This window comes from Maritalea mediterranea, from assembly GCF_021568695.1.
Lineage (GTDB): Bacteria > Pseudomonadota > Alphaproteobacteria > Rhizobiales > Devosiaceae > Maritalea > Maritalea mediterranea.
This window is the reverse complement of sequence record NZ_JAKGTI010000001.1, coordinates 326,426-348,235: the sequence shown is the minus strand read 5'-3', so window position 1 is coordinate 348,235 and position 21,810 is coordinate 326,426. Positions and strand designations below refer to the sequence as shown.

At 54.3% G+C, this 21,810-nt stretch carries 21 protein-coding genes and 1 tRNA gene; 7 read left to right on the top strand and 15 right to left on the bottom strand.

Annotation, left to right across the window (positions count from 1 at the left end):
• Window positions 1–124: 124 nt before the first annotated feature.
• From ahcY to L1I42_RS01660, 7 genes are all read right to left on the bottom strand, one after another.
• On the bottom strand, window positions 125–1,528 hold the full coding sequence (ahcY, locus tag L1I42_RS01690) for an adenosylhomocysteinase (protein WP_236112769.1): 1,404 nt from the start codon (window positions 1,526–1,528) through the stop codon (window positions 125–127).
• An 87-nt stretch (window positions 1,529–1,615) separates the two neighbouring features.
• Complete coding sequence (locus L1I42_RS01685; RefSeq protein ID WP_236112768.1) at window positions 1,616–2,128, bottom strand: DUF2937 family protein; 513 nt, start codon at window positions 2,126–2,128, stop codon at window positions 1,616–1,618.
• A gap of 67 nt (window positions 2,129–2,195) precedes the next feature.
• Window positions 2,196–2,516: an HPr family phosphocarrier protein gene (locus L1I42_RS01680; RefSeq protein ID WP_236112767.1), complete on the bottom strand. Its 321-nt coding sequence runs from the start codon at window positions 2,514–2,516 to the stop codon at window positions 2,196–2,198.
• Window positions 2,517–2,527: 11 nt separating this feature from the next.
• Window positions 2,528–2,929 (bottom strand): PTS sugar transporter subunit IIA, encoded by a 402-nt coding sequence (locus L1I42_RS01675; protein WP_236112766.1) that lies wholly within the window; start codon window positions 2,927–2,929, stop codon window positions 2,528–2,530.
• A gap of 91 nt (window positions 2,930–3,020) precedes the next feature.
• Entirely contained in the window at window positions 3,021–3,488 is a 468-nt protein-coding gene (locus L1I42_RS01670; protein ID WP_236112765.1) for an HPr kinase/phosphorylase, read from the bottom strand.
• A gap of 9 nt (window positions 3,489–3,497) precedes the next feature.
• A complete protein-coding gene (locus L1I42_RS01665; protein WP_236112764.1) occupies window positions 3,498–5,309 on the bottom strand; it encodes a sensor histidine kinase in 1,812 nt (603 codons plus the stop codon).
• Window positions 5,310–5,314: 5 nt separating this feature from the next.
• Entirely contained in the window at window positions 5,315–6,031 is a 717-nt protein-coding gene (locus L1I42_RS01660; RefSeq protein ID WP_236112763.1) for a response regulator transcription factor, read from the bottom strand.
• Window positions 6,032–6,412: 381 nt separating this feature from the next.
• Between L1I42_RS01660 and L1I42_RS01655 the strand changes: the two genes are divergently transcribed.
• Together L1I42_RS01655 and L1I42_RS01650 are read left to right on the top strand one after the other, a co-directional pair.
• Entirely contained in the window at window positions 6,413–7,996 is a 1,584-nt protein-coding gene (locus L1I42_RS01655; protein WP_439651483.1) for a phosphoenolpyruvate carboxykinase, read from the top strand.
• A gap of 124 nt (window positions 7,997–8,120) precedes the next feature.
• Window positions 8,121–8,912, top strand: coding sequence for a MerR family transcriptional regulator (locus tag L1I42_RS01650; protein WP_236112761.1), 792 nt, complete (start codon window positions 8,121–8,123; stop codon window positions 8,910–8,912).
• A 14-nt stretch (window positions 8,913–8,926) separates the two neighbouring features.
• Here the strand turns inward: L1I42_RS01650 and L1I42_RS01645 are convergent, their stop codons facing one another.
• Window positions 8,927–9,697 (bottom strand): GNAT family N-acetyltransferase, encoded by a 771-nt coding sequence (locus tag L1I42_RS01645; protein WP_236112760.1) that lies wholly within the window; start codon window positions 9,695–9,697, stop codon window positions 8,927–8,929.
• Between the two features lie 8 nt (window positions 9,698–9,705).
• Window positions 9,706–10,287, bottom strand: coding sequence for a cell wall hydrolase (locus tag L1I42_RS01640; RefSeq protein ID WP_236112759.1), 582 nt, complete (start codon window positions 10,285–10,287; stop codon window positions 9,706–9,708).
• Window positions 10,288–10,516: 229 nt separating this feature from the next.
• On the opposite strand from L1I42_RS01640, the gene L1I42_RS01635 reads away from it, so the two are divergent.
• Window positions 10,517–11,791, top strand: coding sequence for an MFS transporter (locus L1I42_RS01635; RefSeq protein WP_236112758.1), 1,275 nt, complete (start codon window positions 10,517–10,519; stop codon window positions 11,789–11,791).
• Here the strand turns inward: L1I42_RS01635 and L1I42_RS01630 are convergent.
• Both L1I42_RS01630 and L1I42_RS01625 read right to left on the bottom strand, forming a co-directional pair.
• The gene (locus L1I42_RS01630; RefSeq protein ID WP_236112757.1) at window positions 11,788–12,063 is read right to left on the bottom strand and encodes a hypothetical protein; all 276 of its coding nucleotides are present in this window, start codon (window positions 12,061–12,063) and stop codon (window positions 11,788–11,790) included. The genes L1I42_RS01635 and L1I42_RS01630 overlap by 4 nt on opposite strands.
• A gap of 63 nt (window positions 12,064–12,126) precedes the next feature.
• Window positions 12,127–12,594, bottom strand: coding sequence for a hypothetical protein (locus L1I42_RS01625; RefSeq protein WP_236112756.1), 468 nt, complete (start codon window positions 12,592–12,594; stop codon window positions 12,127–12,129).
• 100 nt (window positions 12,595–12,694) lie between these two features.
• On the opposite strand from L1I42_RS01625, the gene L1I42_RS01620 reads away from it, so the two are divergent.
• Window positions 12,695–13,123: a GNAT family N-acetyltransferase gene (locus L1I42_RS01620; protein ID WP_236112755.1), complete on the top strand. Its 429-nt coding sequence runs from the start codon at window positions 12,695–12,697 to the stop codon at window positions 13,121–13,123.
• Between the two features lie 27 nt (window positions 13,124–13,150).
• On the opposite strand, the gene L1I42_RS01615 is transcribed toward L1I42_RS01620, so the two are convergent.
• Together L1I42_RS01615 and polA are read right to left on the bottom strand one after the other, a co-directional pair.
• Complete coding sequence (locus tag L1I42_RS01615; RefSeq protein ID WP_236112754.1) at window positions 13,151–13,726, bottom strand: hypothetical protein; 576 nt, start codon at window positions 13,724–13,726, stop codon at window positions 13,151–13,153.
• Window positions 13,726–16,578 carry a DNA polymerase I gene (gene polA, locus L1I42_RS01610; RefSeq protein ID WP_236112753.1) on the bottom strand — a complete coding sequence of 951 codons (2,853 nt, stop codon included), beginning with the start codon at window positions 16,576–16,578 and terminating at the stop codon, window positions 13,726–13,728. The genes L1I42_RS01615 and polA overlap by 1 nt, the downstream gene beginning before the upstream one ends.
• A gap of 383 nt (window positions 16,579–16,961) precedes the next feature.
• Between polA and L1I42_RS01605 the strand changes: the two genes are divergently transcribed.
• Window positions 16,962–17,038: transfer RNA gene (locus L1I42_RS01605), tRNA-Arg, on the top strand.
• A gap of 143 nt (window positions 17,039–17,181) precedes the next feature.
• Here the strand turns inward: L1I42_RS01605 and L1I42_RS01600 are convergent.
• Complete coding sequence (locus L1I42_RS01600; protein WP_236112752.1) at window positions 17,182–18,075, bottom strand: LysR family transcriptional regulator; 894 nt, start codon at window positions 18,073–18,075, stop codon at window positions 17,182–17,184.
• Between the two features lie 101 nt (window positions 18,076–18,176).
• On the opposite strand from L1I42_RS01600, the gene L1I42_RS01595 reads away from it, so the two are divergent.
• Entirely contained in the window at window positions 18,177–19,676 is a 1,500-nt protein-coding gene (locus L1I42_RS01595; protein WP_236112751.1) for a CoA-acylating methylmalonate-semialdehyde dehydrogenase, read from the top strand.
• A gap of 105 nt (window positions 19,677–19,781) precedes the next feature.
• Here the strand turns inward: L1I42_RS01595 and aptA are convergent, their stop codons facing one another.
• Complete coding sequence (aptA, locus tag L1I42_RS01590) at window positions 19,782–21,110, bottom strand: omega-aminotransferase AptA (protein WP_236112750.1); 1,329 nt, start codon at window positions 21,108–21,110, stop codon at window positions 19,782–19,784.
• A gap of 144 nt (window positions 21,111–21,254) precedes the next feature.
• Here aptA and L1I42_RS01585 point away from each other — a divergent pair, with 144 nt between their 5' ends.
• On the top strand, window positions 21,255–21,803 hold the full coding sequence (locus L1I42_RS01585) for a cupin domain-containing protein (RefSeq protein ID WP_236112749.1): 549 nt from the start codon (window positions 21,255–21,257) through the stop codon (window positions 21,801–21,803).
• Window positions 21,804–21,810 lie beyond the last annotated feature (7 nt).

The window sequence follows — 21,810 nt, the reverse complement described above, 5'->3', positions numbered from 1 at the left end:
CCCGCTCAACGAATCACTTCACCATACCGTCTCGGCGAATCTGCCAACAAGAGTCAAAATGCGTTTTAGCCAAAAAAAAGGGGCGTTTTACACGCCCCTTTGGATAAATCCGTGCGAATGAATCTCAATAGCGATATTGCTCTGATTTGAACGGGCCATTTTGATCCACGCCGATATAATCAGCCTGTTCTTTGGACAATTTGGTGAGCTTGGCGCCCAGTTTGTCCAAATGCAGGGCAGCCACTTTCTCATCCAGATGTTTGGGCAACACATAGACTTTGTTTTCGTATTTTTCGCCATGGGCGAACAATTCGATCTGCGCCAATGTCTGGTTGGCGAAAGAGGCACTCATCACGAAGCTGGGGTGACCGGTGGCATTGCCCAGATTAACAAGGCGCCCTTGGGACAACAAAATCATGCGGTTGCCCTGTGGAAATTCAATCATATCCACTTGTGGCTTTACATTGGTCCACTTCTGGTTGCGCAGGGCTGACACCTGGATCTCATTGTCGAAGTGACCGATATTGGCCACAATCGCCATGTCTTTCAGGCGACGCATATGATCAAGGGTGAGGATATCCTTGTTGCCTGTGGCCGTCACCACAATGTCGGCACGCTCGATATCGTCTTCCAACGTCACCACTTCGTAGCCATCCATGGCAGCTTGCAGCGCACAGATTGGATCGACTTCGGTCACCATCACGCGGGCGCCAGCACCCCGCAGGGAGGCAGCAGAACCTTTGCCCACGTCACCATAACCGCAAACAATCGCGACTTTGCCCGCCATCATGACGTCGGTGCCGCGGCGGATGGCGTCCACCAGGCTCTCACGGCAGCCATATTTATTGTCGAACTTGGATTTGGTGACGCTGTCATTCACATTGATCGCAGGGAAAGGCAATTCGCCTTTTTCCTGCAGCTGGTACAAGCGGATCACACCGGTAGTGGTTTCTTCCGACACGCCTTTGATGCTGTCGCGCACGCGGGAATAGAAGGTCGGGTCTTTGGCCAAACGCTTTTTGATGGTCGCGACAAAGACTTCTTCTTCTTCATTAGAAGGATTGTCCAGTACGCTTGGATCTGTTTCGGCCTTTGCACCATTGAGCACAAGCATGGTGGCGTCGCCGCCATCGTCCAAGATCATGTTGGCCATTTCGCCGTTATCAAATTCGAACAAGCGATCGGCAAAATCCCAATATTCCTCCAAGGTTTCGCCCTTATGCGCGAAAACGGGGATACCGGCAGCAGCGATGGCGGCGGCGGCATGGTCCTGAGTGGAGTAAATATTGCACGAGGCCCAGCGCACTTCAGCGCCCAGGGCAACCAACGTTTCGATCAGCACCGCGGTCTGGATGGTCATGTGCAATGACCCGGCGATCCGCGCGCCTTTCAAGGGTTGCGAGGCGGCAAATTCCTCACGAATGGCCATCAGGCCGGGCATTTCTACCTCGGCCATTTCAATTTCTTTGCGGCCATAATCGGCCAGGCTGAGATCTTTCACAGCATATTCTTGGGTCAACGCGCTCATTCACGGGTCTCCTTAAAATCAATTTGCCCGTTTATAGCGGTCAAAGGTTGACCATTCAATAAGGATATAAAGATTTATTTATATGATCTACTCCCCGCTGATCCGGATGCGACGGCGATAGCGCAGAGGTAGCCGCGCAATCGCCCAACTGCCTGCAGCGGTCAGCCAGGCAATGACCCCGCCCAGTGCCGCAAACAATCCACCTTCCGCATTGAGGGGCACATTGGGATCATATTGGGCCCAAGTGGCCTGCGCCAGTTCGGGGTCAAAATATTGGACGAACCCGATCGCCTGCTCCGCGATATTGGCGTTCTGCAACGCCGCCTGGTGGTTTGTCAGCTTTTCATACCGCGCGAAAATCTGCTGCATGGAGGTGCCCTGACGGATCAAAAACTCGTCATTTGTTCCGGCATATTTGTCCAGCGCTTCGGCCCGGGTGAGGTCCTGCTCGGCGGCATCGCGGTCAAATCGTTCAATGATGGTGCGCAATTCTTCAATCGCGCCATCCAATCGCTGTTCATACTGGCTGGTGAATCCAGGGAATTGGGCCCCGACAAATCCGCCCAAAGCGAAAAACATAATAAAGATCAGGCCGCGCATGTGTCATATACCCCTTGGTTGTCCTCTATATTGGCATGACAACCAAAGAATTCAAATCCGATGTGGGTCAGGATGCGTCCACATCATTGGCTTCGGTGTCTTCATCAAAGCCATTTTCCACAAGCTGGATCAATGCGTCCAGCGCCTCGCGCGCCTGCCTTCCTTTGGTTTTCACCAAAATGGTGGATCCCGGCCCGGCCGCTAACAACATCAACCCCATAATCGAGGTGCCGCCCACGGTCTGACCATCCCGCGTGACCGTGATGTCCGCATCAAAACATTCCGAGGTGCGGGCAAACCGTGCTGATGCCCGCGCATGTAGCCCGCGCCGATTGCAGATGCGCAAGAGCTGACCGAATGATTTTTCCGGATGGGACGAATTGGGCATAGCGCTCTCTATTAAACACCACCCAGCACATCATTGGCCACATTGATATATTTGCGCCCCGCTTCCTGCGCCTCATGGACGGCAGTTTTCATATCCAGCTCGGGCCGCACCCGCGCCAGCTTCACCAACATGGGCAGGTTTACGCCTGCAATAACTTCAACTTCCCGGTTTTCCATTACTGAGATGGCCAAATTAGAGGGGGTACCACCGAACATATCGGTGAGGATCACCACGCCCTGACCGCTATCCACATCGTGCACTGCGGTGAGAATGTCCTGACGCCGTACTTCCATATCATCATCTGGGCCAATACAAACGGCGGCGCATTGCTCTTGCGGCCCTACCACATGTTCCAATGCGGATTTAAACTCCTCTGCCAATGCCCCATGGGTCACAAGCACCATTCCGATCATATTTTTGCCCCCTGCTCACGCCGAAACGTACAATTTGCTTTGTTGGAAAGTCTATCGATAATTCGTTGCCACACCAACCGGTTTTTGGCCATTAACTCACTGCAGATTTGATCTTGCGCAATGCCTCAAGAACCAAAAGCCGCTGGTGGACCGAATCGATAAGGCTTCGAGACGGCACCGGCACCCGATCAAGTTTCACGCCCAAAAGCTCAGTCTCAAATTCTTCATTCTCCGGCATACGATCCATTTCATTGGAAATGTCTACCACTAATTTTATTGAGTGACGCTCAACGACCGGCCGTTCGACAATGCCAAAGCCACGCAGTTCAATCTGCCCCTTGATCTGCTCGGGGGGGCTGGCGATCAACGTGCCATCTTCGGCTTCAATTAAAACACGGTCGTCTGAAATCAACCCGCTCTCTTTGCCACGCGATTCCGCGCGATCCATCAAATCAAATGACAGCAGGGATTTGCCCGCTCCACTTTCCCCCCGGATTAAGATGCCGATGCCATCATAAACGATGCCGGTCGCAAATATATTCTCAGTTTGGTTCGCCATAATCCCCTCCTATTCGGCGCGCGGTAATTTCACGATAAATTCTGCGCCTGACCTATCGTTGCGGTTGCGGGCGTTAATTTCCCCTAAATGAGCCTCGACAATCTGCTTCGAGATCGACAACCCCAATCCAGAATGATCCCCGAAAGATTCGCCTTCCGGGCGATCCGTATAAAACCGCTGGAACACTTTTTCGGTGTTGCCTTCAATGCCACGCCCTTCATCGCGCACTTTCAAAATGACCCAATGATCATCCATATTGAGCTGTACCGTGACTGTCGCACCCTTTGGTGAAAATGACACTGCATTATCCACCAGATTGGTCACCACTTGCGCCAGACGCGAGTCATGGCCGACCACTTCACAGGTCTCGCCGGCCAGATTGTTCTCCAGCTTGATCGCTACATCTCGCTTGGCCGCATTGTCTTCCTGAATGGAAAGAATGGTTTGTGTGAGGCTGAGCAAGTTCACCCGGTCTGCTGTTTCGCGTGCCAGTTCGGCGTCCAGCCGCGAAGCGTTGGAGATATCCGAGATCAACCGATCGAGACGGCGCACATCATGCTGAATGATGTTGGCGAGCCGCGTGCGGTCTTCATCCTTTTTGGCCAAAGGCAATGTTTCCACGGCACTGCGCAGAGAGGTGAGCGGATTTTTCAATTCGTGCGCCACGTCAGCAGCAAAGCTTTCGATCGCCTCGATCCGATTGTAAAGCGCGTTGGTCATATCGCGCAAAGAGCCGGACAACAGCCCAATCTCGTCGGGCCGCTGGGTGAAATCGGGAATTTCCTCCCGATCCTTAATCGACCGGCGCACCCGTTGGGCGGCGGCGGAAAGGCGCCGCATGGGACCGGCGATAGTGCTGGCCAGCAAGAGCGATACCAGCGTGGTGATAGTCGCCGCGATCATAAAGATACGCACCACGTTCCAGCGTTCTTTTTCAACAATGGTGTCGATGGTGCCCGGCTGCGTTGATAAAAGCAGCACACCTACATTGGCGCGCAAACGTTTCACCGGCACGGCCACGGAAACCACCAACCGGTCATTTTGGTCAACCCGCACAATTGAGGCGGCGGCGCCCGACATAGCCGAGGCGACCTCCGGATATTTGGTGCCCTCGGTGGTGCCATATTCCTGATAGCGCGGAAATTCTCGTGCGGCGAGCATGCGGAAAAATCTATTGACCCACTCGACCAAGAAAAAGCTTTTGCTTTGTGCCGCCGGCGGTGTGGTGCCCAGCACCTCGCCTTGAATATAGAGATCCTCACTGTCAAGAATCTCAAGTCCATTGCGGTCATAAATACGGGCGCGGGTGCCGGTGGGGGTGATCAGATTGCGCAACAATGGCGCCACCCGCTCGGGGTTAATCGGAAATTCCAAGCTGGGGTCGAAAAAGCTCAGCGAGGACAGGGGCGCATCGCCTTGCAATTGCAAAAACTTGTCTGGATCAAGGGTAATCACATCACTATCGACAGTGGCCGAGGCCGCAATGGCACCAGCAATGATTTCTCCCTGCACCCGCAAGCTGTCGACTTGCGCATTGATCAGGCCCGAGCGCCATTGTGTCTGGTTGATGATCGCGCCCACCAAGGCGGCCAGCGCCACCACATTGAGAATCACGATGCGGCGGGTGAGCGATGAAAAAATGGTAAAAGACAACCAGCGACGGGCCGCACGATAGGTCAAGAGAACCGGGTTAGGTTTATTGGCCGCCACCTCGGGTGACGGATCAGCATTTTGTTTTGCCTCAACCTGCGACGCACTTTGCTGTGTCTCCACAACCTCGTCGCGCTCACGCTCTTGCTCTGCGGATTTTTCCAGCGTCAAAAAGCCTATTGCTCCTTAAAGCGATACCCCACCCCATATAGGGTTTCGATCATGTCAAATTCCTTGTCGACGACCCGGAATTTCTTGCGCAGTCGCTTGATATGGCTATCAATCGTGCGATCATCAACATAGACCTGATCATCATAGGCGGCATCCATCAGGCTGTCACGGCTTTTCACGACACCAGGCCGCTGCGCCAGAGCAAACAGGATCAAAAATTCGGTCACTGTCAGGGTGACATTTTTACCGTCCCAAGTGCAGGTGTGCCGTTCCTGATCCATCGCCAACCGACCCCGTTCGATCACCGAGCGAGCTTGAGATTGCTCGCTGTTTCCGCTGCCGGATTGGGCTTCATTGCGGGCCTGTGCCCGGCGTAAAATGGCTTTAACCCGCTCCACCAGCAAACGCTGGGAAAAGGGCTTGGTGATAAAATCATCCGCGCCCATCTTCAAGCCAAACAATTCATCAATCTCATCGTCCTTTGAGGTGAGAAAAATCACCGGCAAATCTGATTTTTGCCGCAAGCGACGCAGCAATTCCATGCCATCCATGCGCGGCATTTTGATATCCAAAATCGCAAGGTCAGGCACGTCTGTGGTCAGGCCTTCAAGACCGGATGCACCATCGGTGTAGGTATTGACGCGATAGCCTTCAGCTTCCAATGTCATGGATACCGACGCCAGAATATTTTGGTCGTCATCAACCAGTGCGATCTTTGGCATTCATCATCCCTTTCGTTCGGCTTGACAGCCGGTGCTGGCCCCAGGGTCGCATAATCAACCGGCCAAGCGGAATTGTATAATTCTATTCGCCTCTTAGCCCACAAAATGCGCACAAATTGTGTCCAATGCAATCTTTAGGACGACAATTTGCGCCGCATAGCAGCAATGCACATTGTGGTTAACTGGCAAATCCAAACACAAGTCATTGTAAAATATAATTTTTCTTCGAAAATCTCCGTCTAATACGAAGGTAGTAAGACCTATCGCTAAATGCAAGGCGGCGTTGCAAACTGTAGTTTGGCCGACAGGAACTGGACACGGAACAGGGATTTTTAGTCCAGCGAATTTTCAACAATCACATGGAATAGAGCGATGAGCACGATCACGCGGGCCGACGTCAACTCAAAAATCACCTCTCTGGCGGCCAATCTCTCGTTTAACGACAAGGCGCCCAAATTGGTGGAAAAAGCCCTTTTACGCGACGAAGTCGAGTTAAGCGCAGATGGTGCTGTGGTCGCCACGACCGGACAGCACACTGGCCGCTCTGCCAACGACAAATTCATTGTTGATGACGCGTTGACCCATGACACGGTGTGGTGGGACAATGCCAAAGCCATGACGCCGGAAAAATTTGATCTGCTGCTCTCCGATATGCTCGAGAGTGCTGAAGGCAAAGATTTGTTCGTGCAGCAGCTTTATGCCGGCGCCGATGTGAACCATCAGATGAATGTAGAGGTGTTCACAGAAAATGCGTGGCACGCCTTGTTCATCCGCAACTTGTTGATCCGTCCGGCGCTGAACGCCTTGACCGATTTTGAAGCCAACGTCACTATTGTGCATATGCCTTCTTTCAAGGCTGATCCAGCGCGCCATGGCACGCGCTCAGAAACCGTGATTGCGCTCGATTTCAGCCGCAATATGGTGGTGATTGGCGGCACTTTCTATGCTGGTGAGATCAAGAAATCCGTGTTCTCTCTGTTCAACTTCCATGCGCCACAAAATGGTGTTTTGCCCATGCACTGCTCTGCCAATATTGGCGAGGCGGGTGATACGGCTTTGTTCTTCGGCCTGTCTGGCACCGGTAAAACCACGCTGTCGACCGACCCAAACCGGGTATTGATCGGCGATGATGAACATGGCTGGACCGCGGATGGCGTGTTCAATTTGGAAGGCGGCTGCTATGCCAAAACCATCAATCTGTCGCGCCAGGCTGAGCCTGAAATTTTCGCAGCGACCGAGCGTTTTGGCACAGTGCTGGAAAATGTGATTTTGGACGAAGAAACATTGAAGCCTGATTTCAATGATGGCTCTTTGACCGAAAACACCCGCGCGGCCTATCCGCTGACCGCGCTCGACAATGTCTCGCGTACCGGTATTGGTCCTGTGCCGAAGACTGTGATGTTGCTCACCGCCGATGCGTTCGGCGTGTTGCCGCCCATCGCGCGGTTGACACCGGAGCAAGCGATTTATCACTTCCTGTCCGGCTACACCGCTAAAGTGGCAGGCACCGAGCGTGGTGTCACCGAACCACAGGCCACCTTCTCGGCTTGCTTTGGTGCCCCGTTTATGTCGCTGCACCCCAGCGTTTACGGCAAGATGCTGAAAAAGCAGATTCGTGACAGCCTGGCTGAATGCTGGTTGCTCAACACCGGTTGGACCGGTGGCGCCTATGGCACTGGCAGCCGGATTTCCATCAAGGACACCCGCACCCTGCTTTCTGCTGCGCTTTCCGGCGAGTTGGTGAATGCGGAGATGCGGATTGATCCGATCTTTGGTTTTGAAGTGCCCGTCGCGGTGGATGGTGTGGATGCGAATTTGCTGACCCCACGCGCCACCTGGGCCGACGCCCAAGCCTATGACGCACAGGCAGCCAAGTTGGTGAAGCTGTTTGAAGAAAACTTCAAGAAGTTCGGCGCCAGCGCCCTTGAATTGGCGGAAGCCGGGCCCAAGCTCGCTGCTGCCTAAACCTCACTTCATTTCATCCTCCTTTTATGTGGCTCCTTCGGGGGCCACTTTTTTTATGGGTTACGCTTGACCCTCACGCAGCGTCACCCCCTAGTTGAGGTGTCAGCGGAAAGGCAGGACGAGAATGAAAACCTATTTGATCAAACAAGTGGCCGAGATGGCGGGCATCACTGTGCGGGCCTTGCACCATTATGATCAGATCGGACTGCTCTCCCCTGCCTATGTTGGCGACAATGGCTATCGCTATTACACGCGTGATGAGTTGCTGCGTTTGCAGCAGATCATGTTTTTTCGCGAAATGGATATGCCGCTCAAGGATATTCAGATTGTGATGGCGGGCACCGATTTTGACCGGCTGCAGCACATGAAGCGGCACCGGGAGAAATTGGCGCAAAATGTCAGTCGGCAACAAGAACTACTGGCAGTGATTGACCGCTCAATCGCTGAATTGAACGGAGACATCAAGATGAACAATCAAGATTTATACAAAGGTTTTTCACCGGAAAAGCAAAGGGCCTATCAGGATGAGTTGGTCGCTAAGCATGGCGTTGAGATGCGGGACAAAATTGTGGCGGCAAACCGCAAATTTAGTGCAGAGACGCAAGCGCATGCGGGCGGCGAGGATGGTCTTGTGAAAGAGCGCATGGCACAGCTGGAAAAGATTGAAGGCGATCTGATTCTGATGATGCAGGCGGGCAAAGACCCTGCGGATGGTGAGGTGCTTGACCTTATGGCCCACCACCATCAATGGGTTGGCCAATGGTGGGACCGGATGCCGGACGCGCAAGCTTATGCCGGGCTTGCGGATATGTATCAGCACACGCCGGATTTTCAGGCGCGCTATGAACGTTTGGCCGAGGGCTTTACCGATTTTTTGGTCAATGCCATGAGAACCTTCGCCATAGAACGGCTTTAGGTTTGAGATTAAGATCAGGACGCTTTGGCGTTCTGATCTTTCACACGGTAATGATAGCGATAAAGTTCGGTCGAAAAGCCGAGCTTGGCATAAAGATTGGTGGCCGCTTCATTCTCTGCCACCACTTGCAGGGCCGCCTGGGTGCACCCCTCATCCGCGGCCCAGGCCATCAGCCCGCCAATGGTTTTTTGCGCTAGCCCGCGACGCCGCAGGCGCGGATCAGTCACAACCGCCTCAAGGACCACCAGATCATCCACCGCGACGGCATAGGCAATGGCCGCCACGCGACCTTCAATGCGTGTTTCCCCAAAGGCTTTGGGCAGGGCGATCTGGTTTAAGATGCGGCAAAAGGCCTCCTGTTGCCCTTGATCGTCTTTGGACATGCTGAAATAGAAATCCAACCAACTCTTTGGCGCATGGCCCGGCGCAACATAGATATCACAACCGGCAGCCGCGGGTGGAAGCTGGTCTGCAAAAAGGGTGAGGGTTTCAGCCTCGCGCTGATAGCCACGGCTGGCCAGCTTGATATCAAGCTCGTTTGCTATCTCCGGCAAGCGCGCGCAATAGCGCTTGCCAAAATGGTCAAACATGGCTTCAACCATATCAATGAAATGATCGCTGCAGCCCCGGGGACCGTTGAGCGGATTGATCGAGTTGGCACGGCGGGACTGGTTTGCCTCGCTCATATGCAGCACGTAGCCGTCAATAAGCTGTGCATGCAAAGGCGGCCAAGCGAGCTTGCAAGCCTCTTCAACCCGCCAACAAAGCGCCAAATCTTGGTGCATAGGAAGCCCTATAGGGGCGTATAAAAAATATGGGCGCCGATCTTTTTCACCGGTTGATAGGCGGTGGCCCAGCTCGGCGATACGCGCGCGGCGTGGTAGAACAGGGCCGTTGCGGGCAAGGCGTCCAGATGGTCACGCTGCTGGAAACGCTTAAAGGCGGTGCTGGCAATCAATCCTGCTTTTACCCAGCTTTCGCGCACAATGCGATTGCCCTTGCCGCCATTATCCGACTTGCCGTCACAAGCGAAAGAGAACTGGCAGGAATGCAAGCGATGGGCGTTTTGGAAAACGACGCCGCACACTGTATCTGGATATTTAGGATGCTGCACCCGGTTGAGAATCACCTGCGCCACGGCCCATTGGCCATCTTCGGGTTCACCGCGCGCTTCATGGTAAATCGCCTGTGTGAGGCAGGTCTTTTCTTTCGCCACCAGGGCGCGCTTTTCGTCGGTTGGTTTAAACTCGGTCTTGGCATATTGCGCCAGCAATTCGGGGGTGAGTGAGTTGGCCGCCTGCTGTGAGGCAGCAGGCCATGCGGCAAGGAGCAAAAACGCCACAGCCAACCCATATTGCAAAATAAATTTTGCCACCCTTAGCAACCCCGTTTCCCCGTGCGCCCGAAAGCGTTGTTGAACGTTATTCATTCTTGTAGCGGAAATCGAGGGTTTTGTTAAGTAATGGTTAACCGTAAAAATTTGCAATTTATTCATAAATCAGATCAACTGTTTTGGTCCAACCACATTATTTTTCTTCAGACATGGCGACCTGATCTGTTGCGGGTTCAGATTTGTTTGCAGAAAAAGTCAGAAAGTAATTCAAATGTCCCTTATTTCGCCTAGCCCGCCGCTCTCGGAGCTTAATCGACGACAAGTGCAATGGATCGGTGCCGGCTTCATCATGACCTTCGCCTCCATGGGCGGACAGACGATCTTCATCGCTCAGTTCAACACTGAAATCCGCAGCTTTTTCAATTTGACCGATGGTCAGTTTGGTCAGCTCTATATGCTGGCGACCCTCGCCAGTGCGGTTTTGATCTCCATCTTGGGTAATCTGGCTGACCGGATTGGCCCGCGCCTTTTGGGCATTATCTGCATGGTGGGCCTTGCAGTGATGACATTGGTCATGTCGCAGGTGGGCAATATCGTTTTTTTGGTGTTGGCGCTTTTCGGATTGCGCTTCTTTGGCCAGGGCATGTTGCCCCATGTGGCACAAACAGCGATGGCCCGATGGTTTAACCGCTTTCGCGGCCGCGCCCTCGCCTTCTCGCAAATGGGCTATACGCTGGGGGAAGCCACCCTGCCCTTTTCGGTCACTGTCGGCATTTTGGCCATTGGCTGGCGCAATGTTTGGATTGTTGCTGCCGGGGTGTTGATTGTGTTGTTTATTCCCATCATCAGCTTTTTGCTGCGCGACCCGCCTGATGGCAAACGTGCAAAGGCACGGGGGGAGGTGAACCCGGACGGGGCGGATGACGGCAAATTAACCGGCGAACATTGGACGCGCGCCAATGTGCTTAAGGACCCGCTGTTTTATGTGCTTGTTTTTGGGGCGATGACTTTGCCGGCATTGGCCACCATCTATTTTTTCCATCAAGCGCATCTGGTGGACATCAAAGGATGGTCGGTGCTCACCTACACGGCCTGGCTGCCGCTCATGTCGGTCACCAATGTGGGCATGGCGCTGGTGACAGGCTTTCTGGTGGACCGTTTTGGTGCCTTTCGCATATTGCCCTTTTTTCTGGTGCCCATGGGCATAGCCAGCCTGGTGATGGCCAGCTTTGACGCCCAATGGGCGATCCCGCTGTTTTTCATCTTTGTTGCCTTTTCCGGTGGCATGGCCCCATCAGTCGCGGGGGCGCTGTGGGCCGAGATTTACGGCACCGCCCATATTGGCGGCATCCGTGCATTGGCGATTGCGGGGATGGTGTTTGCGTCAGCCGCAGGCCCCGGCATTTCCGGCATGTTGATTGATGCCGACATCAATCTGGCACAGCAAAGCTGGGGCAACGCGATCTATTGTTTCGCCATCTCCGCGCTTTATTTGGCCTTGCAGCCAAAACTAAAAGCGCGGCGACATGAAATGATGGCGAACTAGCACCCTTCAAAATGGTTGGTGAGGAAGGCGGTCCAGCCTTTCTCACCAGCCTTTTGGGTCGAAAGCAGGTCCAGCTGGAAATCGGCATATCCCAAATGATTGGGGATGCTCAGTTCTGCTTGTTCCAAATGACCCGTCAGCGGGTTGAAAACAAGGTGCCCAATCTTCTCATCCTGCTCAATAAAGCGCAGGCCAAACCGGTGCGTTGGTGCTGTATATTGGTCATCATAGGTGGCCTTCACCGTGCCGAGATAGGTCAGCGGTTCTTCCAAGGTCGGGTCCGCCAACAGGAGCGGCAAGCCAAAGGTGAAATCGGCTTTCGGATTTTCGGCAAGCTAGTGCGCGATGGTTAGCGTTGCAAAATCAAAATCGAATAAGTGCCAGGGGTCGTGCGCGACCTGCGTTGATTTTTCAATCACAGGCATGTTGGGCAACTCAACGCGCATGGACAGTATAGCGTTTGCTTTGTCATAGGTGAGAAAAGCGAAATCGAGATGCTGCGCATCCGGCAAAAGTCGTGCACCTGTGATCGTGTTGGCAACGCCCGTGCTCGGGTCAATATCCGCATGCACAAAGGCCGCATTGTTGCATTTTTCCTGTGCCTTATAGACCTCCACCCGGTCTGGCGCGGCATAGAAAACCGACACCTGCTCCGGCATGCTGCCATCCTGATTGCTGCGCTCATAATGATAAATTGTCCCGACCTGATCGGTTTTGGCGGTGGCGGCGTTTGGCAAGGCGAATGTGGCGGCGCAAAGGCCCACCAGCATTGCGGGGTTGAGCTTTGAATTCATCTGGCGCATTGTTTTTTCCCATCGAGCGGTGTGTGAAGTGGGCCAGATATGGGAGGCATTGATCCGGTTTCAAGGATACGCCACGATTTAGGGCAACAGGGAGCGGAGCATGAGCGCAGATATTCACATCATCACCAGAGCCAATATGAACCTATTGGACGTCGTGGCGCCTGATGTTTTTGATCACCCGATTCAGCCGGCCCTGTTGGCCGAGTTTTGCGATCAGTCCGGGCATTTCATGGCTGTCGCTGAACGCGATCATCTGGTGGTGGGGCAGATCAGAGCAATGCTGCATTACAATCCGGATGAGCCACCGATTCTTTATATCGACAATTTGGGCGTGGCTCCCACCCAAAAGCGCAAAGGCATCGCCACCGCGCTTTTTGCGGCAGCGCTTGACTGGGGGCGCTCGCACGGCATTGGGTCCTATTGGGTCGCGACTGAGCTCGACAATGATGAGGGCAACCGATTTTACGAGTCGCTTGGTTTAAAGGGTGTTCAAATGATTTATTATGAGGATCAACTGTCAGGGCGGTAATTAGCTTCTCACGATTTGCGCCAATGACTAACGCCAAAGTGCCATTTCTATGTTGTCAGCAGAAACCCTCATCGGAATAGGACGCACCTCTACCAACACGAAGGCATCTTCGTGGCTCTCAGACGCAAGAAATGGGCGAGTTGACGCCGTCAATTCTTTCACCGCTTCGTCGTCGCCCATCAAACAATGAATACGATTCAGTTCTTTCTCGTTCTCGCTCAAGTTGTCCTTTTGCGGCGGGTGCAAGGCGTCAATAATCGATTTAACTCGATTATCGAGATCGCCCTTCGATATCAGCTGTGGGGCATTGTGTGGCTCACCAGAAAGCAAAGTTATATTTAAACCCACCGCGATGCCGACCTTTTGTACATCAAAATAGGGTATATAGTTAGTCTCTCCCACAGCCCTGATAAATTCGGGTGCCCCCGCCTTGAAGTCGGATTGCTCCCATTCCTTGAGCACCTCAAATGGCGGCTGCCCCCAAAGCCTTTTGAGCTGCTCATGAAACGCCAGACGCATATTTGAAATATGTGCGCTCTTGTTCTTGCCTCCCCCAGAATGGGCCGAGGGCACAACGCCGCGATAGGTCAATGTAATTTTCATCAATGCGCATCATTCCAATTGTCCGCGGCGCGGGCATCCACATCCAGCGGCACGCTCAAGTGCACGGCGGGCAACGCAGCCTCGCTCATCACGCGTTGGATCAGCGGGATGGCATCATCTGCCCTGTCTTCAGGCACTTCAAAGATCAATTCATCGTGCACCTGCAACAGCATGTCGGCGGGCACAGAGCTTTCCTGCAACACAGATTCCATTTTGATCATGGCACGGCGGATAATGTCAGCAGCAGTGCCCTGGATCGGCGCGTTGATCGCGGCGCGCTCATAGAAGGCGCGGTGGCCCTGGTTTTTGGTGTTGATCTCGGGGAAAAAGGCTTTGCGGCCAAAAAGGGTCTCTACATATCCCTTGTCGTGCGCAAACTTTTTCATCTCGTTCATATAGTCCTGAATGCCGGGAAAGCGCTCAAAATATTTCTTGATATAGTCCGACGCTTCCGAGCGGGAGATGCCCAACTGATTGGCCAGGCCAAAGGCCGAAATGCCATAAATGATGCCGAAATTGATCGCTTTGGCCTGACGGCGCACCATCGGATCCATGCCCTCAATCGGCACATTGAACATTTCAGAAGCGGTCATGGCGTGAATGTCGAGCCCTTCGGCAAAGGCATTTTTCAACGCATCAATATCGGCAATGTGCGCCAGCACCCGCAACTCAATCTGGCTATAATCAGCGGAGATCAGTTTTTTGCCTTTTTCGGCCACAAAGGCACAACGGATTTTTCGGCCGTCCTCTGAGCGCACCGGAATATTTTGCAGGTTCGGTTCAGAAGACGAAAGGCGACCGGTGGCGACAGCGGCCTGGGCATAAGAGGTGTGCACCCGGCCCGTGCGTTGATTGATATATTCAGGCAGCGCGTCAGTATAGGTGGATTTCAGTTTGGAGAGGCCGCGCCACTCCAACACTTTTTGCGCCAACGCATTGCCTTCCGCCGCCAAATCTTCCAACACGCTGGCCCCGGTTTGCCAGGCGCCGGTTTTGGTTTTTTTGCCACCCGGCAGTTCCATTTTGCCAAATAAGATGTCGCCCAATTGCTTAGGCGAGCCGACATTGAATTTCTCGTCTGCCAGCTCATGCGCTTCGGCTTCCAGCGCCGCTGCGCGTTGGGCAAACTCGCCGGACAATTTGCTTAGCACCTGCCGATCCACATGAATGCCGCGCGCTTCCATACGCGCCAAAACCGGCACGAGGGGACGCTCGATGGTTTCGTAGAGCGTGGTGCCTTTTTCGGCCACCACCCGCTGTTTCAGCACATGCCACAGGCGCAAGGTGACGTCTGCATCTTCAGCGGCATATTGCGCGGCGGATTCAATTTCCAACTGATCAAACGTCTTTTGCTTTTTGCCGGTGCCCGCCAAATCGGTGAATTTGATCGGGGTGTGGTTAAGCCATTTTTCCGCCAGCGCGTCCATGCCATTATTGCGCGCGCCATCGGTGACGTAAGACATTAACATGGTGTCATCAATGGGCGCCATTTCAATGCCATAGCGCATCAACATGCCCATATCATATTTCATGTTCTGCCCGATTTTCAGGATCGAGCGCGCTTCCAGAACCGGCTTCAGCGCCTCCAGCACATCCTTGAGCGGCAATTGATCCGGCGCCATGCCGCCACCCAGCAAATCATCTTCGCCAGTGGTGTGCTGCAAGGGGATATAGCAGGCTTCGCCCATTTCGGTGGCGAGACAAATGCCCACCAGTTCCGCCTGCTGATTGTCGAGGCCGGTGGTCTCGGTGTCGATCGCCACATGGCCCTTGTCCCAAATGGCATCCACCCATTTTTGCAACGCGTCCGGGGTGCGCACAATTTCATATTTGCTATGGTCCACCGGAATGGCCTGCACTTCGGCAAGCACTTGGTCAAACCGGCTTTGCGGTGTATGACCGCCAGTCGCCTGTGGCGCGGCTGCCACCTCCTCGCTGACATCGGCGGCCAAACGTTCGTCGGCGTCAATCTCTTCCGCATCCGCCTCAAGGGCAGCGGCGACGCGCTTGGTGATGGTGGTGAACTCCATCGCCTTGAGAAACGGGATCACATCGCCCGCCACGATGGGTTGACGCGACAAATCATCCAGCGGCACCTCCACCGGCACATCTTCTTTCAGCCGCACCAGATCACGCGAAATGCGCGCCTGATCGGCAAATTCGATCAATTTTTCGCGGCGTTTGTTCTGTTTGATCTCTGAGGCGCGTTCCAAAAGCGTATCGAGATCGCCATATTCGGCAATCAGTTGCGCGGCAGTCTTCACGCCAATGCCGGGCACGCCGGGCACATTGTCTACACTGTCGCCCGCGAGCGATTGGATATCCACCACCTTGTCCGGCCCACAGCCAAATTTTTCTTGCACCTCGTCATAGCTGATCCATTTGTTTTTCATGGTGTCGAGCATGGAAATATTGTCCGACACCAGCTGCATCAAATCTTTATCGCTGGAGACAATGGTGACGCGCATACCCTTGGCTTCCGCCTGGCGGGCATAGGTGGCAATCAGATCATCGGCTTCAAAACCCTCCTGCTCCACCGAGGCAATGCCGAAGGCGCGAGTGGCCTCGCGCGTCAACGGAAATTGCGGCACCAGATCTTCAGGTGCCGGCGGTCGGTGCGCCTTATAGTCGGGGTAAAAATCATTGCGGAAACTCTTGCCGGAATGGTCGAAAATCACCGCCATATGGGTGGGGTTTTCTTCACCTTCAAAATCCAGGGTGAGCTTATAAAGCATATTGCAAAAGCCGGAGACAGCGCCCACGGGCAAGCCATCAGACTTGCGCGCCAGCGGCGGCAGCGCGTGATAGGCGCGAAAAATATAGGTGGAGCCATCAACAAGCAGCAAATGCATGATTATTTCCTTGATTGGTCGTTCGGCGGCATATGAATCATTTGACTGAACGCCTAATCTAGTCCGATTGGGCGGGCGGGTCTATGCGCCTTTGATATTGGCAACAATTTCATCGCGCGACGACCCGAATTGGCCCTGAGGCGCAATGAACTCGTTTGGAACTGTCGCCCCAACACTGCGGAGTTTTTCGCAATCTCTCGAAAGACCCTCACCTCGTCACACCTTTGGCAATCGGCCACGGAGCCCCTTGCGGCGGTTCAAAATCATGGCGCGAAAAAATCAAATATTTTTGCAACTTCCCCATTGTGAAGCATGCGCGCTTGGTTTAAGTTCCCGCCACATCGCTTGGGCTTACCCCGAGTGATTGCACCATGTGCACTCAAGCACCCGTAGCTCAGCTGGATAGAGCGCTGCCCTCCGAAGGCAGAGGTCACACGTTCGAATCGTGTCGGGTGCACCAATTATTTCATTGTCATTGCTGATTTTTGGATTTTTCCAAAACCACACCATTTAATCGCGAAGGTGAAGCCATATTGGATGGGCTGCCTTAAAGTGGAGCGGTCTTGCCGATGGGATCTGATGGACGAGTCGTCAAATCTAGCTCTATGCCCCATCCCATGCGAAAAGGTGACGCTCCTGCTTCACCGTATCGACCAAGAAGTCATTCACTGCGGTGATGCGCGCGAGATTGCGCTGGCTTTCATGAATAGCCAACCAATAGGAGCGATTGATTTTAAGTTCAGGTAGAACTGGATCCAGGCCGCTGTCAGGTTGCACCAAATAGTCGTGCAGAATGGCGATACCGGCGCCGCCCTTAGCCGCCTCGACCTGCCCGGTGGCGCTCGACACTGCCACATTGGACCGCCAGGCGCGGAAAAATTCGTGGGTATAGTCGAGCGACGGCGCATAGATCAGATCTTCAACAAAGCCGATCAGCCGATGATCCGCCAAATCCTGCCGCGATTGTGGACGACCGGCTTGGTCGAGATAAGATGTTGCTGCATAAAGCCCCAAGCTGTAGTCCACCAGCTTGCGCGCCACCAACCGTCCTTTTTCCGGCCGCCCCACCATCACCGCAATATCCGCTTCGCGTTGCGACAGGGAGAAGCTGCGCGGCACCGGCACCAACTCAATTTTCAAATTGGGATATTGTGCGTCCAGCTTGCCAAGTCGTGCCGCCAAAAAGCCGATACCGAATCCGTCGGGCGCGCCGATGCGCACCGTGCCGCTCACATCCGAATCCTGGTGCGAGACCCCTTCAAGCCCGTCCATAATGTTGCTTTCGGCCTGCTCAAGCGCCGTAATCAGCTTGCGGCCGGCCGCCGTCAGCTCACAGCCATTGGTGCGGCGCACCAGCAATTTGCTGCCCACATCGGCCTCAAGCGCAGAGACGCGGCGGCTCAAGGTGGCTTGATTGACGCCAACGGTGCGCGAAGCCGCCAAAAACTGACCGTGCCGCCCCACAGCAAGAAACAAACGCGCGTCATCCCAATTCATATCTTATTTCACTTTTTGCAATTCAGTTCTTCATTGATGCGCATTTAGTTTCATTTTTTGAAGTCTTAAAGTCAATGCAAATTCAAAAAGGAGTTTGCAGGATGACCGAAATCGGACATTTCATTTCCAATCAACAAGTGGCTGGCACATCGGGCCAGACCAAAGACGTGTTCAACCCCTCCACTGGTGAGGTGAGCGCCAAGGTGGCCTTGGCCAGCACAAAGGAAGTTGACCAAGCCGTTGCCGCGGCAAATCAGGCGTGGCCCGCCTGGTCCAAAACCCCGGCGCTCCGCCGGGTGCGGATTTTGGACAAGTTCAAAACCATCCTTTGGGACCGGTTGGATGAATTGGCCCGCGCCGTGTCACAAGAACATGGTAAAACCTTTGATGACGCGCAGGGAGAAGTGACCCGCGGGCTGGAAGTGGTCGAATTCGCCACCGGCATGCCGCATCTGCTTAAGGGCGAATTCTCTGAAAATGTGGGCACGGGCGTGGATAGTCATATGGTGCGCCAGTCATTGGGCGTTGTGGCGGGCATTACCCCCTTTAACTTCCCGGCCATGGTGCCCATGTGGATGTTCCCTGTGGCGCTAGCCACTGGCAATTGCTTTATCCTTAAGCCCAGCGAACGCGACCCCTCCGCCCCGATGTTGATCGCCGAATGGCTGAAAGAAGCCGGCTTGCCCGATGGCGTGTTTAACGTTGTAAATGGCGACAAGGTGGCCGTGGACGCTTTGTTGGAGCATGAGGATGTGAAAGCCATCAGCTTTGTCGGTTCCACGCCGATCGCGCAATATATCCATCAAAAAGGCACCGCCAATGGCAAACGCGTGCAGGCGCTGGGTGGCGCGAAAAACCATATGGTGATCATGCCCGATGCTGACCTGGACATGGCCGCCAACGCGCTGATGGGTGCGGCTTATGGCTCGGCAGGTGAACGTTGCATGGCGATTTCTGTTGCGGTGCCGGTCACTGACGCGGTGGCCGATGCTTTGGTGGAAAAACTGGTGCCCAAGATTGAAGCCCTGAAAATCGGCCCTTCGCTCGAGCAGGGCATGGAAATGGGGCCTCTGGTCACCGGTGAGCATTTGGCCAAAGTCACCTCCTATATAGATCAGGGCGTAGAAGAAGGCGCCAAACTGGTGGTAGATGGCCGCAATGTCAAAAAGCCACAAGGGCATGAAGATGGCTTCTTTATCGGCGGCTCATTGTTCGACCATGCCGAGCCAGACATGACCATCGCAAAAGAGGAAATTTTTGGCCCGGTCCTCACCATGATCCGCCGCAACTCCTATCAAGAGGCTGTAGAGCTGATCCATGGCCACCAATATGCCAATGGCGTCTCCATCTTCACTCGCGATGGCGATGTGGCCCGCACCTTTAACGAAGATATTGAAGTGGGCATGGTGGGCATCAATGTGCCAATCCCCGTGCCGATGGCCTTTTATAGCTTTGGCGGCTGGAAAGCCTCGCTGTTCGGCGACCATCACATGCATGGCATGGAAGGCGTACGCTTCTATACCCGCATGAAAACCACCACGAGCCGTTGGCCCACCGGCGTGCGGCAGGATGCACAATTCTCCATGCCAACCTTGGGATAGCTTCAATACCGCCTTGGCGCCCCCTTCTCCCAACCTTACTTTGGGGGTGCCAAGGTTATCAAAACACACAACGATCTGGTGAAATCAGGGGCGTGTCAGTTTGCACTAAGCCACACGCTGAAGCGCGCTCGAGAGAACCGAAACCAACTCGTCCAAATGGCTTTGCTCCAGGATCAAGGGTGGCGATAGAGCGATAATGTCGCCGGTCACCCGGATAAGCAGGCCTCGCTCAAAGCAATCTACAAACACCTCATAGGCGCGTTTGCCCGGGCCGTCTTCCCGCGATGCCAATTCGATCCCAGCCACCAGTCCGATGGTGCGAATATCCACAATATGCGGCAAATCTTTCAGCCCATGAATGGCGTCTCGCCAGGCCGCAGCCATTTCGGCGCCACGGGTCAAAAGGCCTTCATCATGATAAATATCCAAGGTGGCAATTCCCGCCGCAGCCGCTGCAGGATGACCGGAATAGGTATAGCCATGAAACAGCTCAATCATGTTTTCAGGGCCATCCATCAGCGCATCATGCACCTGACGGCTGGCGAAAACCGCCCCCATGGGAATAACGCCATTGGTCAATCCCTTGGCCGTGGTGATGATGTCCGGAGTCACGCCAAAATAATCGGCCGCAAACGGGGTGCCCAACCGGCCAAAGCCTGTGATCACCTCATCAAAAATCAGCAAAATACCGTGCTTGTCACAAATCTCGCGCAAGCGCTGCAAGTAGCCTTTGGGCGGGATCAGCACCCCAGTCGACCCGGCGACGGGCTCCACAATAACCGCAGCAATCGATTCTGCCCCATGTAACGCCACCACGCGTTCCAGGTCATCCGCCCGTTCCACCCCATGAGCTGGCTCACAGGGTGAAAAAGCATTGCGCTCTAAATCATGCGTGTCGCGAATATGGTCCACGCCAGGCAGATGGGTGGGGAATGTACGCCGATTATTGACAATACCGCCCACCGAAATGCCGCCAAAGCCCACGCCATGATAGCCGCGCTCACGACCAATCAACCGTGTCCGGGTTCCCTCACCCCGCGCGCGATGATAGGCCAATGCCATCTTCAGCGCCGTATCAACCGATTCAGATCCGGAGTTGGTAAAGAAGATGCGATCAAGCCCCGCCGGTGCGATCGCGGCCAACCGTTCCGCAAACTCAAATGCAACCGGGTGTCCCATCTGGAACGATGGCGCATAGTCCATCGTGGTCAACTGCCGCTCTACAGCACTGGCAATGGCTTGCCGCCCATGCCCTGCATTCACACACCACAGCCCCGCTGTGCCATCGAGCACCCGACGTCCATCGGTGGTGGTGTAATACATCCCCTTGGCTTCCGCGAACATGCGCGGCGCGGCATTAAACTGCCGGTTTGCCGTAAAGGGCATCCAGTAATTATCCATTGAAGGCTGGTTGGAACGTTTTGCATCGGCCATGAACTCTCTCCCATTTTCATCCAATGGAGCTGTTTCGGGATGAATTGACAAGGCCTTTTCTATTGCGTCATAAGCTATTGATTTTACTAAATACATGATCCATTATTTTCGGAATATTCAACATCATAAACAGCAGGTCAGATTATGGATATCGATATCGGGCAAAGATTGCGCTTGGTGCGAACACAGGCCAAGCTGTCGCAACGCCAGCTCGCGGCAAAGACCGGCGTGACCAATTCCACAATCTCATTGATTGAAGCGGGTCAAACCAACCCTTCCGTGGGGGCACTCAAGCGCATTCTGGATGGCATCCCCATTGGCCTAAGCGATTTTTTTGCTCTGGATATGATCCCCGAGCCCAGCCCCTTTTACGCTGCGGAAGATTTGGTGGAAATCGGCAAGGGCAAAATTTCTTTTCGCCAGGTGGGGCAGGATATGGCGGGCGCGGCCCTGCAGATTTTAAAGGAGCGTTATGCCCCAGGTGCCGATACGGGGCGCGTGCCGCTTGTGCATGATGGTGAAGAAGGCGGCGTCGTTATTTCGGGGCGGTTGGAAGTCACTGTCGATGATGAACGGCGGGTGCTTGGCCCGGGCGATGCCTATCGTTTCTCCAGCAGACGCCCTCATCGCTTCCGCGCCATTGGCCATGAGCCGTGTGAAGTGATCAGCGCCTGCACACCACCCTCCTTTTAGCCAGGTG

What these genes read in the sequence shown, in the direction of transcription:
- ahcY (WP_236112769.1), bottom strand. Translation starts at nt 1,528, where the DNA reads ATGAGCGCGTTGACCCAAGAATATGCTGTGAAAGATCTCAGCCTGGCC.
- L1I42_RS01645 (WP_236112760.1), bottom strand. Translation starts at nt 9,697, where the DNA reads ATGCACCAAGATTTGGCGCTTTGTTGGCGGGTTGAAGAGGCTTGCAAG.
- L1I42_RS01595 (WP_236112751.1), top strand. Translation starts at nt 18,177, where the DNA reads ATGACCGAAATCGGACATTTCATTTCCAATCAACAAGTGGCTGGCACA.
- L1I42_RS01680 (WP_236112767.1), bottom strand. Translation starts at nt 2,516, where the DNA reads ATGCCCAATTCGTCCCATCCGGAAAAATCATTCGGTCAGCTCTTGCGC.
- L1I42_RS01660 (WP_236112763.1), bottom strand. Translation starts at nt 6,031, where the DNA reads ATGCCAAAGATCGCACTGGTTGATGACGACCAAAATATTCTGGCGTCG.
- L1I42_RS01650 (WP_236112761.1), top strand. Translation starts at nt 8,121, where the DNA reads ATGAAAACCTATTTGATCAAACAAGTGGCCGAGATGGCGGGCATCACT.
- L1I42_RS01620 (WP_236112755.1), top strand. Translation starts at nt 12,695, where the DNA reads ATGAGCGCAGATATTCACATCATCACCAGAGCCAATATGAACCTATTG.
- L1I42_RS01615 (WP_236112754.1), bottom strand. Translation starts at nt 13,726, where the DNA reads ATGAAAATTACATTGACCTATCGCGGCGTTGTGCCCTCGGCCCATTCT.
- aptA (WP_236112750.1), bottom strand. Translation starts at nt 21,110, where the DNA reads ATGGCCGATGCAAAACGTTCCAACCAGCCTTCAATGGATAATTACTGG.
- L1I42_RS01600 (WP_236112752.1), bottom strand. Translation starts at nt 18,075, where the DNA reads ATGAATTGGGATGACGCGCGTTTGTTTCTTGCTGTGGGGCGGCACGGT.
- L1I42_RS01670 (WP_236112765.1), bottom strand. Translation starts at nt 3,488, where the DNA reads ATGGCGAACCAAACTGAGAATATATTTGCGACCGGCATCGTTTATGAT.
- L1I42_RS01675 (WP_236112766.1), bottom strand. Translation starts at nt 2,929, where the DNA reads ATGATCGGAATGGTGCTTGTGACCCATGGGGCATTGGCAGAGGAGTTT.
- L1I42_RS01625 (WP_236112756.1), bottom strand. Translation starts at nt 12,594, where the DNA reads ATGCGCCAGATGAATTCAAAGCTCAACCCCGCAATGCTGGTGGGCCTT.
- L1I42_RS01635 (WP_236112758.1), top strand. Translation starts at nt 10,517, where the DNA reads ATGTCCCTTATTTCGCCTAGCCCGCCGCTCTCGGAGCTTAATCGACGA.
- L1I42_RS01685 (WP_236112768.1), bottom strand. Translation starts at nt 2,128, where the DNA reads ATGCGCGGCCTGATCTTTATTATGTTTTTCGCTTTGGGCGGATTTGTC.
- polA (WP_236112753.1), bottom strand. Translation starts at nt 16,578, where the DNA reads ATGCATTTGCTGCTTGTTGATGGCTCCACCTATATTTTTCGCGCCTAT.
- L1I42_RS01585 (WP_236112749.1), top strand. Translation starts at nt 21,255, where the DNA reads ATGGATATCGATATCGGGCAAAGATTGCGCTTGGTGCGAACACAGGCC.